Source organism: Dyella sp. (assembly GCF_035486915.1).
GTDB lineage: Bacteria > Pseudomonadota > Gammaproteobacteria > Xanthomonadales > Rhodanobacteraceae > Dyella_B.
Genome location: NZ_DATHMR010000105.1, coordinates 1 through 17,595, shown reverse-complemented (window position 1 = coordinate 17,595; position 17,595 = coordinate 1). Strand labels below are relative to the sequence as shown.

Genomic DNA, 17,595 nt, shown 5'->3' with positions numbered 1-17,595 from the left:
GGAATGTTATGAGCGACGCACGCCAGTATTTCCAGCTGCCCACACCCTTCGCGATGAAGCGTGGTGGTTCGTTGCATGGCGCCCATGTCGCTTATGAAACGTGGGGTGCGCTGAGCGCGGCACGCGACAATGCGCTACTGATCCTCACCGGTCTGTCCCCGAGCGCACACGCGACGTCGAACGACATCGATCCATCGCCCGGCTGGTGGGAAGAGATGATCGGTCCGGGCAAAGCCATCGACACATCGCGCTGGTTCGTGATCTGCATGAATTCGCTCGGCAGCGACAAAGGTTCGACCTGCCCTGCTTCGATCGATCCAGCAACCGGCGAGCCTTATCGACTGACTTTCCCCGATCTTTCGCTGGAAGACGTGGCCCATGCTGCGCACGCGATGGTCAAGAGTCTGGGTATCGACAAACTCGCCTGCCTGATCGGCTGTTCCATGGGTGGCATGAGCGCGCTGGCTTACATGCTGCTGCACCCAGGCAGCGTGCGCGCGCACGTCAGCGTGGATACTGCCCCGCAAGCGCAACCCTTCGCCATCGCCATCCGCTCGTTGCAACGCGAAGCGATCCGTCTCGATCCGCACTGGAACGATGGACAGTACGACAACGAACGCTATCCCGATATCGGCATGAGCATCGCGCGCAAGCTCGGCGTGATCACTTATCGCTCTGCGATGGAATGGAACGGACGTTTCGCGCGCATCCGGCTCGATCCCGAACAGCGTGAAGATCAGCCGTTCGGTTTTGAATTTCAGGTCGAGTCGTATCTGGAAGGACATGCGCAACGTTTTGTGCGCACGTTCGATCCCAACAGTTATCTCTATCTTTCGCGCGCGAGCGACTGGTTCGACATTTCCGAATACGGAAACGGTAGCGTGCTCGAAGGTCTGAAGCGCATCCACATCGAGCAGGCGCTGGTGATTGGCGTCAGCACCGACATCCTGTTTCCGCTGGAGCAGCAGGAGCAGATTGCGGAGGGTTTGGAAGCAGCGGGCGCAAACGTGCAATTCGTGGCCCTGGACTCACCGCAAGGCCACGATGCCTTTCTGGTCGACATCGAAAACTACAGCCGCGCCATTGGCGGCTTCCTGTCGCTGCTCTAAAGCGCGATGGTTTCGAAATCCGCGAACATCGCCTCGGCTTCGGGCAGCTCACGCAACGGCACATAATCGCAGGCATTGCCAAAGCGCTCCCACAATTCCACCACGCGTGGGCTGGAGTGCGCCGCCTCAATCGCGCCGTCCTGCCATTCGAATACTTCGACCACGGTGCCGTCTTTGGCACGCATCGCCTGCGCCGGTCGATCCGTCACCAGCCCCAAGGCTTTCAGGCACGGCACGTGCTCGCGTACCAGCACGTCCAGCTCCGCTTCGTACCCCGGTTTCGGACGGTACGCTACAATCACCATTCTTCCCATGGACGCCCCCTTCGGGCCTGATCAGGCACCGATCAGAGTAGGCTAGCAGAGAAGCCTCATCTGGGCTTCAGCCGGTTCGTTTTTCAATAGGGTTGTGCGGCAACCCCCTGTATTCGCCCGAGACCACCATGCTCACCAAGGAATTTCCCGGCTGTCAGACGTTGATCCACGCGATCGACGAGGCGGTTGCTCAACCCACCACGCCCGCTATCACAGACAGCCTTCGTAACAGCCTCTGCAAGCTGATTCGCAACAAGGAAATCACCCTGCCCGACTGTGTGTTCGAAACTGCGGGGGACCGCTACGCCCGCCGCGAGCTTTATCACAGCGATGAGCATGGCTATTGCGTGGTCGCCATGACGTGGGGCCCCGGCCAAGGCACGCCGATCCACGATCACTGCGGTATGTGGTGCGTGGAAGGTGTGTGGACTGGAGCGCTGGAAGTCGTGCAGTACGAGCAGCTGGGTGCCGAAGGCGATCTCTACCGCTTCCAGCCCGTCGGCTCGATCCAGGCAGGCCCGGGTTCGGCAGGCAGCCTGATCCCGCCGCACGAGTACCACACGATCCGCAATCCCAGCGACGACACCGTGGCCGTGAGCCTGCACATCTACTCCGGCAACATGACCCACTGTGCGGTTTTCCAGCCCAAGGGCACGGATCACTGCTATGAGCGCTCCGACCGTCAACTGAGTCTCGACCCGGTCAATTGAACCCGGCATAATAGGCGTTCTATCTGGGCCGGTGTGGCGGAATGGTAGACGCGGTGGACTCAAAATCCACTGGCAGCGATGTCGTGTAGGTTCGAGTCCTATCACCGGTACCAACGAAGAAGCCAAGGCCGTGAAAAGCCTTGGTTTTTTAGTTTCTGGGGTTTGAATTACCCACGGTTCTCCCCACACGCATTCCGTGGTCAAGGGCAGACAGACGTACGCAAATCTCGCGAGTGCAAACAAAAGCCCCGACACAGAGTGCGGGGCTTTTGCATACAAGAGTTTCAATCAAGTCTTATTTGGCGACAGCTAAATGCCGCGGATCGACCAGCGTTGCATCTCGATCGACATGCTCGGTAGACGGTGTATCGGTTGTGGTGGAGCGCCCCGGACATCCACTGCATAACTCTTTTTCCTCAAAGCATGCACTTTGATTGCCCGCATTGCATTCTGCTTTCCATGTAGCACAAGGACCGCCCTGGCAAGGTGGCAGAGCACTCGCCGTTCCCGATTGGACGAAAGCACAGACTCCGAGCAGAATCGCGGCCATTGTGGCCGAAGAAGCGAGCTTCATAATTCATCCCTCCATTGGTTGATCACCCCGCGCAACGTTCTACGGCATCAACCAATGAAGCCGATGTGAAATACGCCACTCTTTTGACAAACAGCTGGCCGATTGCATCGCCTCAAGAGGCGGTTTGTGTAACCCAATGCCCGCGCGGGTGTCATGTTGTGAAGCGGCTTTACGCCTCGAGCATCGTGGGATAGCTGGCCTATCACCGGTACCGACAAAGCGCGATTCCTGCTTGCGAAAGCACACAGAGGATCGCCAAACAGATCGGCCCCGCTCGCCGGGGCTTTTTTGTGCCCCAATCGCAGCCGCATGAACACACGAATCACTGTCACGTAAACGCTTTCACCACGCGGTGGATGTATTAAGGTAGACCCAAAGGAAACGAGGGGGTTTTGCCAGAACATGATGGTGGTGCTCGCAATCGGGTTCATTCTTTTGCACGTGGTGCTCGTCATGCTTATTTCCGCGCACGCCATCGTGGTGTCGTACGCGTTTCTGATTGCAGCCCCGTCGCTTGCCTCCGCTATCGCGATGCGTCGCTGCATGATCGAGGGTTTTGCGCTCAGCCAGGGCTGGATTCTCGCCGCGCTCAGCCTGATCCTCTGGACGCTGGGTATGATTTTCAGCGCTCGTCAGGACCTCTTCCTGAGCAACAGCAATCAGGTGCCTGGCGATAGCATGTTGCTTTACATCCTTTTCGGGGTGCCTATTTCCTACGCGACGGCTGTTGTGGGGGTCTACAGCCGCAGCCACCTGCAGCGCGGCATTGATGCGGTGCTGGTCATATCGCTGGGTTATCTCTATTTCGCGCTGACGTTTTCGTGGGTCACCCTGCACGGTTCTCCCGATGAGTTTTCCACGCGCATGGTTGCGTTGATGTTTGACGTGGAAAACGCGTTTCTTGCAATCACAACGCTCATCCGCTTCTTCGCCGCGGACATGCTCAGGCAGCGTCATTTCTTCGGTACGTTGGCTGGCTTGACGTTGCTCTATGCCATCACTGCTGCGTATTACAACCACCATGTTGCGTTGGATGTTTCACCGAATATCGGAAGCGTGTACGACGCAGTTGTAGATGTCCCCTTTCTTGCCTTTGCCCTGATGACACTGCGCGAGCCCTCGCGCATACCCAAGGCGCTCAACCCATCGCCTCGCTTGGTGCGTTTCGTGCGCATTGGTAGCCCGCTGTTGCTTTCTCTGGCAGTGCTCACCATTTCCTTGCTGCTGCTGCACAGGCGATTCAATCTCGGCGTCGCCGGCATTCTCGTTGCGGTGCTTGGGTATGGCTTGCGCAGCATTCTTAGCCAGGTGCGACAGATCGAAATGGAAGACGAGCTAAGGAGTGATCGCACGGCGCTCGCGGAGCTCGCCCTGCGCGACGGTCTGACCGGAGTAGGCAACCGGCGCGCCTTCGAGGAGGCTCTCGAAAGGGAGTGGCGTGTCGCATTGCGGACACAGCAATCCATTTCATTGCTGCTCGTGGATATCGACTTCTTCAAGCAATACAACGATCGCTACGGACACCTCGCCGGCGACAACTGCATCCGCGAGATCGCCGCGGCATTGCACGCAGCGCTTCAACGCCCTGCCGATACGGTCGCGCGCTACGGCGGAGAGGAATTTGCAGTCATCTTGCCGGGCACGACTTCATCCGGCGCGCGCGAAGTGGCAACGCGCGTATGCAAACTCGTGCGCCAATTGAACATACCGCATGACAGCAGCCCGCACGGGCGTGCCACCGTCAGCGTAGGTACTTCAACGGTTACGCCCAGCGAAGGCGTTCTACCGCACGAACTGATCGCTGCGTCCGATCGTGCGCTCTACGAAGCTAAAAACAATGGCCGCAATCGCGTCGAACAAGGCACTCATGCCAATTAGCTGGACGGCGAACCCGAGTCGTCTGTGAGATACATGTGACCGTTGTCGGTGAAGTGGATGACGGACCGGCGCCCTCCTCGCAACTGCTTTGCCGTAATGACGGAAGACGCGAGCGCAGGTGCCATCTCCGCGATATCCAGAGGGCGATTGGCACGGCGTTTCTGTTTACCTGAGAAGCGCATGCGGTTGTATTGCGACCACGTGCCGATGGAAAGCGAGCTCACGAGCGCCACCATCACGACCAGCTTCAAATCGTCAACCGCATGCAGCGGATGCACCAAACCCAGCTGCTTGTAAGCATTCTGCATGCCTAGCAACCATGCGATGGCCGTAAGCACCGGCATCCATAGCGAAATCCAGAGTGTCCACGCCACCATGGTGATGAGTGCGAACGTCGCGCGTTGCAGCGGACGTTGGTTTTCGGGTTTTTCAATTATGAATTCAGCTTTCATCGCAAACCTCGGTCGGGACTTGTCCACACAGCGCGCGTGCCTTTGCGCTTGAAGATGGCTTTGGGTAGCGCACAAACCGATGTCGCGGTCGTCAGCATCCAATAGACCAGCGGATACCAGATCATCCAGTAGTAGTTGCGACCGATGCGTGCTTCATAGCGGCGGTCGATCAACAGACTGACCAGGAATTGCCCCATGCAGATCATGCCGAGCACCACGCCGTTCCATTCGGGCAGCAGCGTGTCGACACGAATCGCCTGCGGTAGATCGATGAATTTGCCGAGGAACCAGAGGATCACGATTGCCGCCATGTCGAACGACCACAGCAGGCTGACCATGTATTCGGCCGCAACCACCCACATGCGGCGCTGACGCCAGCGCAAGAGTTTCAGTCCGTAGCGCAGTAGCACCTCGGAACCGCCCTGCGCCCAACGCAGACGCTGTTTCCACAAGCCGCGAAGCGTCTCCGGCATCAGAATCCAGCACAACGCATTGGGTTCGTAGCGAATTTCCCAGTGACGCATCTGCAGGCGCCAGCTGACGTCGATATCTTCCGTCACCATGTCGGTGTTCCAGTAACCGACGTCGTGCAGCGCCGACTTGCGGAACGCGGCGATCACGCCCGACACCGTGAAGATGCGACCGTACACACGTTGCGCACGCTTGATCAGCCCGATGATCGACGAGAACTCGCCGACTTGCAGCTTGCCAAGCAGCGTCGAGCGATTGCGAATACGCGGATTGCCGGTCACGGCGCCTACGCGCGCGCTATCGAGCAGGTGCGAGACCAGCCAGTGCGTCGCGTAGGGATCGAGCAATGCATCGCCATCCACGCAAACCAGATAGTCCGCCTTGGAAGCCAGCGCTGCAGCGCGCAGACCCATTGCCTTGCCCTGATTGCTGGCAAGATGCAGTACGCGCAGCTCCGGATATTCCTTCATCAATTCGTCGAGCTGTTCGCCGGTGTCATCGGTCGAACCGTCGTTCACGGCAATGATTTCGAAATATGGATAGGTTTGCGCCGCCAAAAACGCAATCGTCTCGCGTACCTGTTCGCCTTCGTTGTGGCAGGGAACGATCAACGACACCATCGGATACGACGACAACGCCGGCGGCTTCACGCGCGAGGGTTCCTTGCGTTCCCAGCGCATGAAGTAGATCAGGCCGCCGCTCATCCAAACGAGCGACATCGCCAACGGATAGAAGAAGGCGAATTCAAGCAGAAGGTGGAGTGCATGACCGTTCATCGTCAGCGCGCCGGATATGGATAATCAGCGATGGAGATCGACGGACGAATCGATTCCAATCCTGGGTGGTTCTTGATGAAGTCGTCCGGGTAGTAGCCAACGTGGCGCACGCCATTGACTTCAAGCAGCTCGATGCGACTGGTCACGTCCGACTCGGCAACAGGTTGCTGCGTGCGCCAATCCTGCGTCGCCAATTCGAACAACGAGCGATCCATGGCGTCCGGCGCAGCCGCCTTTACACGCACAACGAGATCGCGATACCAGCTTGCGCGATCGGACTGCTTGTCCAGTTGCGGCATCGCCATGATGGCAGTCATGTCATAGCCGGCAAGGAAGGCCGGCAGACTTTGTGCGAACCAAGCTTCCGCTTCCGGCTGGAAGATCGGGCGCGTGTAAATGTTGCGCGCCGTCTTCACTTGCGGACGCCAGCGGCGGAAGCGATTGGTGAGTTCGTGTGTGAAGTCAATCAGCGCCTGCGTGCGCTGATTGGGACTCATCGTCGCCCACGGACCAAGATCGTCGGTGTCGCGGATATAAGCATCGTCGGAGAAGAGGATGCCTGCTGCATCGGCATGCATTGCCAGATCTTCGTAGGTATCGCCGATCCACTGGCGCACGCGCGGATCCCACGGCGCCAGACGGTAATGATCTCCGCCAGGCTTGGGTTCGCCGCCCAGGGACGGTAAGGTCGGGGCGTCAGGAAAGCGGAATGCCAGCATCGGCATCCACGCGTAGACACGCACGAAAGCGCGCGTACGTAGTTGCCATTCGACGCGCGAGAACAAATCGGCGCGCATCGGCAGATGGCGGCTTGGGAAGTACGTCGCTTCGGCAACGCCATCGCCTTTGGGATCTGCATACGCCTGCAACCACACCTGACTCGGATGCATGCGCTTGATGCGATCGAGCAGGATGGACAGATTGCGTTCCTGCTGTTTCGGATCGGGGTCGTAAACGTAGTCCAGATCGACCTGCACCGCGCGTACCGAATCGATACGCTGCTGATGGCGAATCACCCAACCCAGACGATTTGCCGAGATGTTCCCGCTTACAAGCAAACGCGGAATGGTGGCGTCGGTGTGAACATCCGGAAGCGCGTCGCCAAGACTGAAAGAAATCGGCATGCCCACTTCCGCCGCGATCTGCACCGCGATCTGGTTGTAAGCGCCGTACGGCCAGACAATCGCACGCGGGCGATGACCGGTTTCCTTGAATAATTCGTCCGAGCTGTGGCGAAGGTCGTCACGCAAGCGTGCCGCGTAGGCCTCCTGCGTCTCGTAGCTGGACGTGCTCATGTCGTAACGCAGACTCACGGCCGCAGGCATCTGGTTGTTCTGCGGATTGCCGGGAATGCCAAGATGCTGCCCCCACGAGTGCGAGGCGAACTCGACCAGGCCGGACTTCTGCATCTCACGTACCTGATCCCACGTCAGGAAACAGTCGCGCGCGCAATCGGCACCGTTGTAGGCCATCGTCTGGCCCTTGGGCATATCCATCCACGAACCCACCAGCGCCGCGACGGCGGGATAGTTGTATGCACGCAGCAACGGATACACGCGCGTGTAGAAACTCTCCAGACCATCGTCGAAGGTGAGCAACACAGCGTGATCGGGCAATGCCGGACCGCCCTTCGATGCCTTGACCACATCGTCAAGACTGACAACGTGATAACCGTTGCCCTTCAGCCAATCGAACTGGGCAATGAGGTGATCGGTGTTGGTTGCATCGGCATCGTGATAGCCCTCGTCGGGCACATCGTCGCGCACGTCGTGATACGCGAGCACGATAAATTTGGGCTGTGCGTACACCATCTCACCCGCATGCGCGAGTTGGGCGGTGGTAAGCAAAAGCAATGTCAGCAGAATCGCGCGCATCGTCACTCTCCCCAATGCATCGAGAGGTCGAGCACGACCCGTGACTCATATCTGCCGTCGTAAGGCTGGTAATGCCAAGCCACACCCCAGCCGAAACGCAGACCCGCACGCGGTTGATACGTCTGCCCGTAACGCGCGCTCACCAGCAATCCGGTCGAGTAGTTGCGCTCGGCGTATTCACCAACTGTCAGATCAACGCGCTCGGTCCAACTGCGGTCTTCGTACTGGTTGAGCGTGTTCTGGAACACGCTGGTCAGTGCGTAAGAGCGGTCTTCCGAAGGGTTGAAGTACGGACGGTCGACTTCGCTGTTGTGTGAGCCGCCAATTTCTACGCCACCATCCCATGTCAGGTTCTCCCCTTAATGTAAACGCTGGACGACATCGGCCAGCCAACCTTCACGCAAGTTGCCGTCGGTGAAACGATCGCGATACACCGCCAGACGCGCGGACGTCAGCTCACTAGCGCGCCATTGCACGGCCGTGCTGACGCTGTCGCCCGTAATTCCGTAGTACTGAGCGCGCAACGGAACGTCGTTGCTTGCGCTGCTCCAGTCCGTCGACCACGTCCACTGATCGTTGATGGACCAGTTGAAACCGGCCGCGAAATCCGTGCGGCGCACAAAGTTGTCGATCGCAGGCAACACCTGCGCGTACAGCTCAATACCGTGGAAAAAAGCCTGCAGGCCGATGCCGGCACGTTCGCGCGACACATTGCCTTCCGGCAGCGATGCCGAGGCATACTGTGCGAGCGCCACCACGCGCCAATGATTGTCGAGAAGCGGACTGGCCAGCGACGCCTGGGTTTCCTGATCGCGATCGCCGTAATCGGGACTGTTGCCCCAACCGTTATCGTGCGTGACATCGAACTGCCATCCGCTTTCGCGCTGCCATGCTGCTTGCGCATCTTGTACGCGACCGCTGCGACCGGCTTCCTGTTGCGCCTGCGCAAGATCGGCTTGGACGTCCGCGTAGTCGTACATCGCACGATGCGCATCGGCCTGATCCAGTGCGGCGGCCGCGTCGCGCTCGTCGTAGGTGTCGGCAATTTTCAATGCTTCCATCGCGCGGCGCGGCCAACCACGCGCAAGCTCTGCCATCGCTAGTTGGCGGCGAATGTCGGCGCTCGCGGGGGCCTCGGCGCTTAATGCGGCGAGATGGTTATAGGAATCCTGCAGATAACCGGCATCCTGCTCGATAGAGGCGGCGTTGGTGTCGGCATCCACCTTGCGCTGGTTTTCTTTCGCACCTTTGACATCACGTGGATGCCGCCACTTCGGTTCGCGTTGGTTGAGATCGTCGATCGTCTTGAGTGCGTCGTGCGCGCGGCCTGCTGCAAGATACGCGTACGCCAAACCGATGCGCGGATCGGTCTGGCTGGGATCGTAAGGGCCGGGATCGCGGCGAATGCTGTCTTCATAAAGCGGAATCGCATCGCGTGCGTCGTGCTCTTGCATCATCGCATCGGCGACGGCTTCCTCTGCGTAAGCCGGCAACTGCTCGTCGCGCTTTTTCATCGGCGCGTAGTTGGCGAGGACTTCTTCAGCGCGATCGGCTTGATCGAGCACAGCAAGCAAGTCCATGCGCGCACGCTCACGAATGTCCGCGGGTGCGTTGGGATCGTTGGCGAGTTTCCGGATGTCGGCCGCGGCTTTGTCGGCTTCGTCATAGGGACGATGCGGATTGACCGGCTCGCCGCGCGCCCAGCGCACTTCGTGGGCATCGTAGTCAGCAGTCAGGCGCATCTTTTGGGCCGCGTCCGGCAGGTTCGCAGCCAGCTCTTTGGCGCGCGCCGCTGCGCCCAGCTCGGAGAGGATCTGGATGTTGAGCTCGCGCGCTTCGAGGTTGTCCGGCCAGCGGGCCAGAACGTCCTGGGTGTAGGTGAGTGCCTCGATGCGATGCCCGGCGGCCCGCTCCTTGCGAGCCATGGCCAACAAGCTTGCGGCGTCGGTCACGGATTGGATCGCTGATTGACCCAATGCCGTACCGCCAATGCCGTATAGAGCCAAAAATACGAACAATGCGGTTTTTGCCTGCCTCGAGCGTTGCATGCGATTTTTTTGTTCATATTTCAATGACATGCACGTTCCTGCATCACCCGTGCATAGACATTTAGTTCGAGGTAGCCCCCTCGGTGGCGCATAACGAGAAGTCATGTAAAAGCCCTATCACCGGATGCCCACTTCTTGCACGAGGTCTGGCAAGAACTGCGCCATTTGTGACGCAGTTCTCATTTTCGCACCATGTTGCACCGCAATATGGCCGGATTGCCCCCCGTACCTCAACGCCGTTGCCCGAACAGCCTTGATAGGGGGCGTCCCATGGAGGTCAATCGGACGACTGGGTGTGGGAAAACTTTCTGCTAAGGCCGTCGGCGAGCTGCAGACCGCCGGTCTATCGGGCACGGATTGCCCGTACGCGTCCTATTGCGACAAAGAATGCCCCGCCACGCGAGGCGATCGGCGCTCCGGGCCAACGCGGGTCGAGCTTCAGCTCACCAGATGTTTTCGACGTAGCCCTGGCGGAACTGCCAGTTGACGATGCCCTGACGCCGCATCGGCCAGCCGCTGCTGGCGATCTTTGGACAAATGTTGTCCAGCTGGGCAGGAGTAATTCCCAGATTAGGGACCTTGAACTGCGCGTCATACGCCGCGTCAGGATGTTGCCTGACGTAGTCGCGAGCCTCTTTGACGTATGGGCCCACGCTGTTGGCGAATGCGCGAAGCCCCTGATCCGCCAGATCGGGATGCGTCTTTATGCACACGTCGATGATGGCTGCCAGTACATAAGTCGTACGCGGACCGGGTCGCAGCGTCGCGCTGCCAAACGCCGCGCCAAGCGGCAATACCGCAACCAGACCGAAGCAAAAACCAACGAGACGACAACGCATAGACGCCTCCTTCGAGCTAGACGAAGAACGAGCACCACTCCTATGCGTATACGCCGACGGCCGAAACCCGATGTAAAGAGACTGCGAATAAAGCGATGCGGCCTTCGCCAAAACGACAAGGCCTGCACGACGGCAGGCCCTGTCGAAGTTGATGCGCAACCGTTACGCGATCACGTGAGGTTTCACGACGTCTTGTTCGGTGCCGGTTGACGCAACCCGAAAAGAATCAGCAACACAGCGCCCACGCAGATACCGCTGTCGGCAACGTTGAACGTCGGGTAATACCAATCGCGGTAATAGACCTGGATGAAATCGGTGACCTGCGAAGCATGCAGGCGATCGATAAGATTGCCGAGCGCCCCGCCAATCACCATCGCAAGCGGCAACGCGGTACGCCATTCGCGTCGTGCCGTGCGCGCCAGCCAGATCATTAACGCGACGCTAATGACAACCGCCAATCCGACGAAGAACCAGCGCTGCCAACCGCCGCCTTGGGCGAGGAAGCTGAAGGCGGCACCGGTGTTGAAGGCGAGTGTCCAGTTAAGAAATCCGGGAATGACCGGATGCGGTACACCAGCCGGCTGCAACGCGGTCAATGCCCACCATTTGGAGAGCTGATCGAGCGCAATAACCAGCACGGACACCAGCAACCAGGGCAACGCATTGGGTTTGGTAGGCATCGGCGTTCTCAAAAGTTTTTTGATGAAAGCCCCTCTCCCCTTGGGAGAGGGTTGGGGTGAGGGTACGATCGAAGCGGGGCGATGAAGTCCACTGCAAGCAATCATCATTGCGCCCTGCCCGAACCCTCACCCCCAGCCCCTCTCCCAATGGGAGAGGGGAGCAAAGCGGCAGCTTAGAACCAGTGGCGGTTTTCGCCCGGCCCTTCCACATTACTGACACAGCGACTGCAAATCTCCGGGTGCGCAGGATTGCTACCCACATCCTCGCGCCGGTGCCAGCAGCGGATGCACTTTGCCGCCTCGCTCACAGTTGCCGTGACATATGCCTCGCCATCTTCCAGTGCTACGGCAACTGCGTCATCCGCCCGTGGCTGCAACGGTGCAAAGCTGAAATCGGAAGTAATGAAGAAGAAGCGCATTTCATCCGCTTTTGCAGCCTCGACGTAACGCGCAGTAATAGCGGCATCGGCATGCAATACAAGCTTCGCCTCAAGCGCCGCACCGATGCGTTCAGCCTTGCGCATATCTTCCAGGACGCGCGACGCAGTGTCGCGAATGGCCAACAGATCGGACCAGTAACGACGCTGCTCGGGAGAACTTTGCGTATGTGCCAGACCGTCATACCAAGTTTCGAACAACACGCTTTCGCTGCGCGCACCCGGCATGTGCTGCCAGATTTCTTCCGCGGTAAACGACAAGATGGGTGCCAACCAACGCACCAACGCCTCGAGGATGCGATACATCGCACTTTGCGCACTGCGGCGACCGAGACTTTCGATCGGCATCGTGTACAGACGATCCTTGGTGATATCCAGATACAGAGCGCCCATCTCGTTCGTGCAGAAGTTCTGCACGCGCTGGACGATTTCAGGGAAATCGTAGCGTTCGTAAGCAGCGATCACGGCCTGCTGCACTTCGTATGCCTGCCCCACCGCCCACTGATCGAGTAGCACACTGTTTTCGACCGGCACGAGATCCTTGGCCGGATCGAAACCATCCAAATTGCCGAGCAGAAAGCGTGCAGTGTTACGGATGCGGCGATACGCGTCGGCAACACGCTTGAGAATTTCGTCGGACACCGACATTTCGTTGCGGTAATCCGCTGCAGCCACCCACAGACGCAGGATGTCCGCACCGAGCGTATCCATCACCTTCTGCGGCGCGACGACGTTGCCTTGCGACTTGGACATTTTGCGTCCCTGCCCATCCACAGCAAAACCGTGCGTGAGCAGTTCTTTGTACGGTGGCTGACCGTCAAGCATCGACGCGGTGAGCAGCGACGAATGGAACCAGCCGCGATGCTGATCGGAACCTTCCAAATAGAGATCGGCCGGGAATGTCGACACGTCAACATGCGAACCACGCAGGACATGCCAGTGCGTCGTGCCCGAATCGAACCACACATCGAGCGTGTCGCGATTTTTCTCGTATTGCGCCGCTTCGTCCGCGGGGAGGAAATCGCTGGGCTCGATGCTCTGCCAAGCTTCGATGCCCTCTCGCTCGATGCGCTTGGCAACTTCTTCCAGCAATTCCGGTGTGCGCGGATGCAGCTCGCCGGTTTCGCGATGCACGAAGAACGCCATCGGCACGCCCCACTGACGCTGACGCGACAACGTCCAGTCCGGACGATTGGCGATCATCGCGTGCAGGCGTTGCTTACCCCACGCAGGAAAGAAGCGTGTCGCTTCGATACCTTCGAGCGCTGTCTCACGCAGCGTCTTGCCACCATCCTTGGGCACAACATCCATGCCCGCAAACCATTGCGAGGTGGCGCGATAGATGATCGGCGTCTTGTGGCGCCAACAATGCATATAGCTGTGCGTGTACTTATTCTGATGCAGTAGCGAACCGGCCTGATCCAGCGCTTCGACGATCTTCGGATTAGCCTTCCATATGAACATGCCGCCGAATAACGGCAGCGTGGAGGCATAGTGACCATCGCCCATCACCGGATTGATGATGTCCGCGTCCTTCATGCCGTGCGCCTTGCACGACAGGAAGTCTTCCACGCCGTAGGCAGGCGATGAGTGCACGATGCCGGTACCGGTATCGAGCGTCACGTAATCGCCGAAATACACCGGCGACAAGCGCGCATAACCCGGATCGACGTTGTAAAGCGGATGACGGAAGCGCAGTTCACCCAACGCGCTGCCCGGTACGGACGCGACGATATGGCCTTCCAGACCGTAAGTCTTCAGGCATTCTTCCACGCGCTCGGTGGCGAGAATCAGCAGCCCTTTGGACGTGTCGACGAGGCTGTAGCTGAATTCAGGATGCAGGTTGAGCGCCTGGTTGGCGGGAATCGTCCATGGCGTGGTCGTCCAGATCACGATCATGCCGTTGGGCTTGGGAAGTTTTTCCAAGCCGAATGCTTTGGCGACCGCCGCCGGATCGTCGAAGGCAAAACCCACGTCGATCGCGATGTCCGTCTTGTCTTCATATTCGACTTCCGCTTCGGCAAGCGCCGAACGGCAATCGAAGCACCAGTTCACCGGCTTCAGGCCGCGATAGACATACCCCTTGCGCAGCATCTCCGAGAGCGCGCGCAACTCCGACGCTTCGTTGGCGTGATCCATCGTGAGATAGGGTCGTTCCCAATCGCCAAGGACGCCCAAGCGCTTGAAATCTGAGCGCTGCGTCTGGATCTGCTCCAGCGCATACGCGCGTGCCTTGCGCTGCACTTCTGCAGCGGGAAGGTTCTTGCCGAACTGCTTCTCGACCTGGATCTCGATCGGCATGCCATGGCAATCCCAGCCCGGCACATACGGCGCGTGAAAGCCCGCGAGCACCTTCGACTTGACGACGATGTCCTTGAGAATCTTGTTGACCGCGTGGCCGATGTGGATCGCCCCATTGGCATACGGCGGACCGTCGTGCAGCAGGAAGATCGGACGTCCGGCAGTCTTTGCCTGGATCTGGTGATAACGACCCGCCTTTTCCCATTCGGCCAGCCAGCCCGGTTCGCGCTTGGGCAAATCCCCGCGCATCGGGAAGGTGGTTTGCGGCAGGTTGATGGTGCTCTTGTAGTCCTGGGTCATCGCTCGGGTGCCGTGCTGTGGGGTGCCATCACCGTGACGGCACCACCGGTCCTTACATCCCGCTTCGATAACCGAGTATCACCCGGAGCACCGAAGCGCCTACGTTCGCTCGCCGCGCGGCGGCAAGCGCTCGCGCTTCGGCGGGTGCTTCAAATAATAATGATCGCCACGGCCGCTGTTGCGGTCGTATCACGTAGAACGGGCAGGTTTTTCTTCGCCATGGGGCTCGCCTTCTACTCGCCGATCAGTACCGGGTTCATGCCCAGGATCTCCCGGGCCGAACGCGCATCATGATCCATTTGTACCTTTAATGGGGCCAATCCGTCGAATTTCATTTCGTCGCGGAGCTTGGCGACGAACTCCACTGCCATGCGTTGGCCGTACAAATTTCCGTCGAAATCGAACAGATGGACTTCCAGCAGCGGCTCGACGACCTCATTCACCGTGGGCCGCGTGCCCAGGCTGGCCACGGCGGGCCAACTGCATTCGCCCTCGCCCAGCCCCACCCGCACCGCAAAAATGCCGTGCACCGGGGTCACCCGGTCGCGCAGGTGGATGTTGGCGGTGGGATAGCCCAGGGTGCGACCGAGTTGTTGGCCATATTCCACCTTGCCTTCGATGACAAACGGACGCCCTAGCAAGGGAGCCACGGCGCCGAAATTACCGGCGGCGAGCAAGGCCCGCACGCGGCTGGCAGAGATACGCTCGCCATCAAGCAGCACTACGGGCATCGTGTGCGCGGCAAAACCGCGCCCAGCGCCAATGCGTTCCAGCATCGCGACATCGCCCGCGCGCTTGTGGCCGAAACGGAAGTCCGCCCCGACCCACACCTCGCGCACATTCAATCGTTCGATCAACACATGCTGGATGAAATCTTCCGCCGACATGGCAGTCAGCGCCTGGTTGAAGCGCAGCAGCAGTGTGTGCTGCATGCCCGACGCGGCAAACCCCAGCAATTTTTCACGCACGCTGGACAGCCGCGGCACCGGTTCCTTGGAAAAATACGCGCGCGGCAGCGGCTCAAAACTCACCACCACCGGCATGCAGCCGAGTGCCTGCGCGCGTTCGCGCACCTGATTGAGCAAGGCTTGGTGACCGCGATGCAGACCATCGAAAGCGCCGACCGCAATCACACTGCCGCCGGGGGCCACACACGGCCCCGCAACGTCCCGGGACAGTTTCATCATCGCGTCAGTATAGCGTTCAAGCGTGGTGCAATTCGCGTAGACGAAAGCCTGCGGCGAACAGGACCGCCACATACGTCGCACCGCCCGCGCCGACGAGGAACGCCAGCCGCCATACGCGCCCCATCACATGCATCTGCGTCCAGTCCGGCCAATACCAGCGACCGAGCAGCAACACGACCGTCATCGCCGCGCAACCGAGTGCCAGACGGATCAGGTGACGCCGCCATCCCGGCTGACGTTCATAGATTTTGGCCTGCCCCAACCAGCGCCACAGCAGCAGTAGATTGATGTAACTGGCAACAGCGCTCGCCATGCCCAGTGCTAGATGCAGTCCCGGCACTTTGGACAATCCCTCGAACAGCGGCTCCGCTTTCAATGTCGCTGGCGCCCACATCGCATAAAGCAGCGCAAGGAACAGGCCATTCAGCAACATGTTGCTGATCAACGCCGCGACACCGGCACGAACCGGCGTGCGCGTGTCTTTGCGCGCATAAAAAGCGGGCAGCAGCACTTTCACTTGTGCGTAGGCAGGCACGCCGAAACTCAGTGCCGTCACCGAAAGCGTCGCCATGCGCGTATCGAAGGGCGTGAATTGCCCGTTCTGGAATAGCGTGGCAACCAAGGGTTCGGCGAGCAACATCAAGCCGAACATGGCTGGCACCGCAATCAGCAGCGTCGTGCGCAATCCCCAATCGAGCGCTTTTGAAAAACCTTCGTGATCGGTCGCCACGTGATGACGCGACAGCGACGGAAGAATCACCGTACCCAGCGCGACACCAAACACGCCCAGCGGCAATTCCAGGAACCGATCCGCTTGCGACAACCATGTCTGCGAACCGGAAATCAGCAGCGATGCGATCACTGTGTCGAACAATAGATTGATCTGCGATACCGACGAGCCGAAGAGCGTCGGCACCATCTGCTTCATGATTCGGCGAACATCGGGATGACTCCAACCCCAACGCGGCCATGCGAGCAAGCCTAGCTTTCGCATGGCAGGCAGCTGAAAAAGCACCTGGAAAATGCCCGCCGCGAACACGGCCCAGCCCATCGCGAGAATCGGTGTTTGCAGGCGTTTGGACAACCACCACGCGCCAGCGATCATGCACAGGTTGAGAATCACTGGCGTGAGTGCGGGTAGTCCAAAGCGATGAAAGCTGTTGAGCACCCCACCCGATAGCGCAGTGAGCGACACGAACAACAAAAACGGAAATGTGAGCCGCAATAACTCGACGGTCAATGCAAACTTGTGCGGCTCATCGACAGCACCCGGCGTAAATATCGTCGCCACTTGCGGCGCGAACAGCACGCCGATAGCTGTGACCACCAGCAAGGTTCCACCCAGCGTGCCGGCGACACATGCCGTCAACCGCTTCAGGTCCTCATGGCTACCTTTCTCTTTGACTTCCGTAAAGACCGGCACGAAGGCGGTAGCGAATGAACCCTCCGCAAACATGCGGCGCATGAAGTTGGGAATGCGAAACGCCACCCAGAACGCGTCGGTGGCCACGTTGGCGCCAAAGACGTGACTGATCGAGATATCCCGCAGCAAACCAAGCACGCGCGACACCATCGTCATGCTGCTGAACGACAGCAGCCCGCGTAACATGCTTGGCGACTTCATGCCTCTCCCGACTTCTTCAAT

General features: G+C 59.3%; 12 protein-coding genes, 1 tRNA gene and 1 pseudogene. 4 read left to right on the top strand and 10 right to left on the bottom strand.

The features are described from left to right. The first annotated feature begins 8 nt into the window (after positions 1-8). Positions 9-1,109: a homoserine O-acetyltransferase MetX gene (gene metX / locus VK725_RS08520; protein ID WP_325317633.1), complete on the top strand. Its 1,101-nt coding sequence runs from the start codon at positions 9-11 to the stop codon at positions 1,107-1,109. On the opposite strand, the gene VK725_RS08515 is transcribed toward metX, so the two are convergent. Next, on the bottom strand, positions 1,106-1,423 hold the full coding sequence (locus VK725_RS08515; RefSeq protein ID WP_325317632.1) for a hypothetical protein: 318 nt from the start codon (positions 1,421-1,423) through the stop codon (positions 1,106-1,108). The two genes, metX and VK725_RS08515, sit on opposite strands and share 4 nt — an antisense overlap. A gap of 128 nt (positions 1,424-1,551) precedes the next feature. Between VK725_RS08515 and VK725_RS08510 the strand changes: the two genes are divergently transcribed. From VK725_RS08510 to VK725_RS08500, 3 genes are all read left to right on the top strand, one after another. Beyond that, on the top strand, positions 1,552-2,133 hold the full coding sequence (locus tag VK725_RS08510) for a cysteine dioxygenase family protein (RefSeq protein WP_325317631.1): 582 nt from the start codon (positions 1,552-1,554) through the stop codon (positions 2,131-2,133). Positions 2,134-2,160: 27 nt separating this feature from the next. Further along, positions 2,161-2,246: transfer RNA gene (locus tag VK725_RS08505), tRNA-Leu, on the top strand. An 863-nt stretch (positions 2,247-3,109) separates the two neighbouring features. After that, a complete protein-coding gene (locus VK725_RS08500) occupies positions 3,110-4,585 on the top strand; it encodes a diguanylate cyclase (RefSeq protein WP_325317630.1) in 1,476 nt (491 codons plus the stop codon). Here VK725_RS08500 and pgaD read toward each other — a convergent pair. From pgaD to murJ, 9 genes and pseudogenes are all read right to left on the bottom strand, one after another. Then, a complete protein-coding gene (pgaD, locus tag VK725_RS08495; RefSeq protein WP_325317629.1) occupies positions 4,582-5,037 on the bottom strand; it encodes a poly-beta-1,6-N-acetyl-D-glucosamine biosynthesis protein PgaD in 456 nt (151 codons plus the stop codon). The two genes, VK725_RS08500 and pgaD, sit on opposite strands and share 4 nt — an antisense overlap. Then, positions 5,034-6,284: a poly-beta-1,6-N-acetyl-D-glucosamine synthase gene (gene pgaC / locus VK725_RS08490; protein ID WP_325317628.1), complete on the bottom strand. Its 1,251-nt coding sequence runs from the start codon at positions 6,282-6,284 to the stop codon at positions 5,034-5,036. Before pgaC ends, pgaD begins: the two co-directional genes overlap by 4 nt. 2 nt (positions 6,285-6,286) lie before the next feature. Continuing rightward, positions 6,287-8,158, bottom strand: a complete 1,872-nt coding sequence (pgaB, locus tag VK725_RS08485; protein ID WP_325317627.1) for a poly-beta-1,6-N-acetyl-D-glucosamine N-deacetylase PgaB — start codon at positions 8,156-8,158, stop codon at positions 6,287-6,289. Between the two features lie 2 nt (positions 8,159-8,160). After that, positions 8,161-9,612, bottom strand: a pseudogene (locus VK725_RS08480) (tetratricopeptide repeat protein). A 1,037-nt stretch (positions 9,613-10,649) separates the two neighbouring features. Beyond that, positions 10,650-11,045, bottom strand: a complete 396-nt coding sequence (locus VK725_RS08475) for a hypothetical protein (RefSeq protein WP_325317626.1) — start codon at positions 11,043-11,045, stop codon at positions 10,650-10,652. A gap of 182 nt (positions 11,046-11,227) precedes the next feature. Continuing rightward, positions 11,228-11,725: a signal peptidase II gene (gene lspA / locus VK725_RS08470; RefSeq protein WP_325317625.1), complete on the bottom strand. Its 498-nt coding sequence runs from the start codon at positions 11,723-11,725 to the stop codon at positions 11,228-11,230. Between the two features lie 173 nt (positions 11,726-11,898). Next, positions 11,899-14,763 (bottom strand): isoleucine--tRNA ligase, encoded by a 2,865-nt coding sequence (gene ileS, locus VK725_RS08465; protein WP_325317624.1) that lies wholly within the window; start codon positions 14,761-14,763, stop codon positions 11,899-11,901. Between the two features lie 233 nt (positions 14,764-14,996). Next, entirely contained in the window at positions 14,997-15,950 is a 954-nt protein-coding gene (locus VK725_RS08460) for a bifunctional riboflavin kinase/FAD synthetase (RefSeq protein WP_325317623.1), read from the bottom strand. A 16-nt stretch (positions 15,951-15,966) separates the two neighbouring features. After that, positions 15,967-17,559 (bottom strand): murein biosynthesis integral membrane protein MurJ, encoded by a 1,593-nt coding sequence (murJ, locus tag VK725_RS08455; RefSeq protein ID WP_325317662.1) that lies wholly within the window; start codon positions 17,557-17,559, stop codon positions 15,967-15,969. Positions 17,560-17,595: the final 36 nt, after the last annotated feature.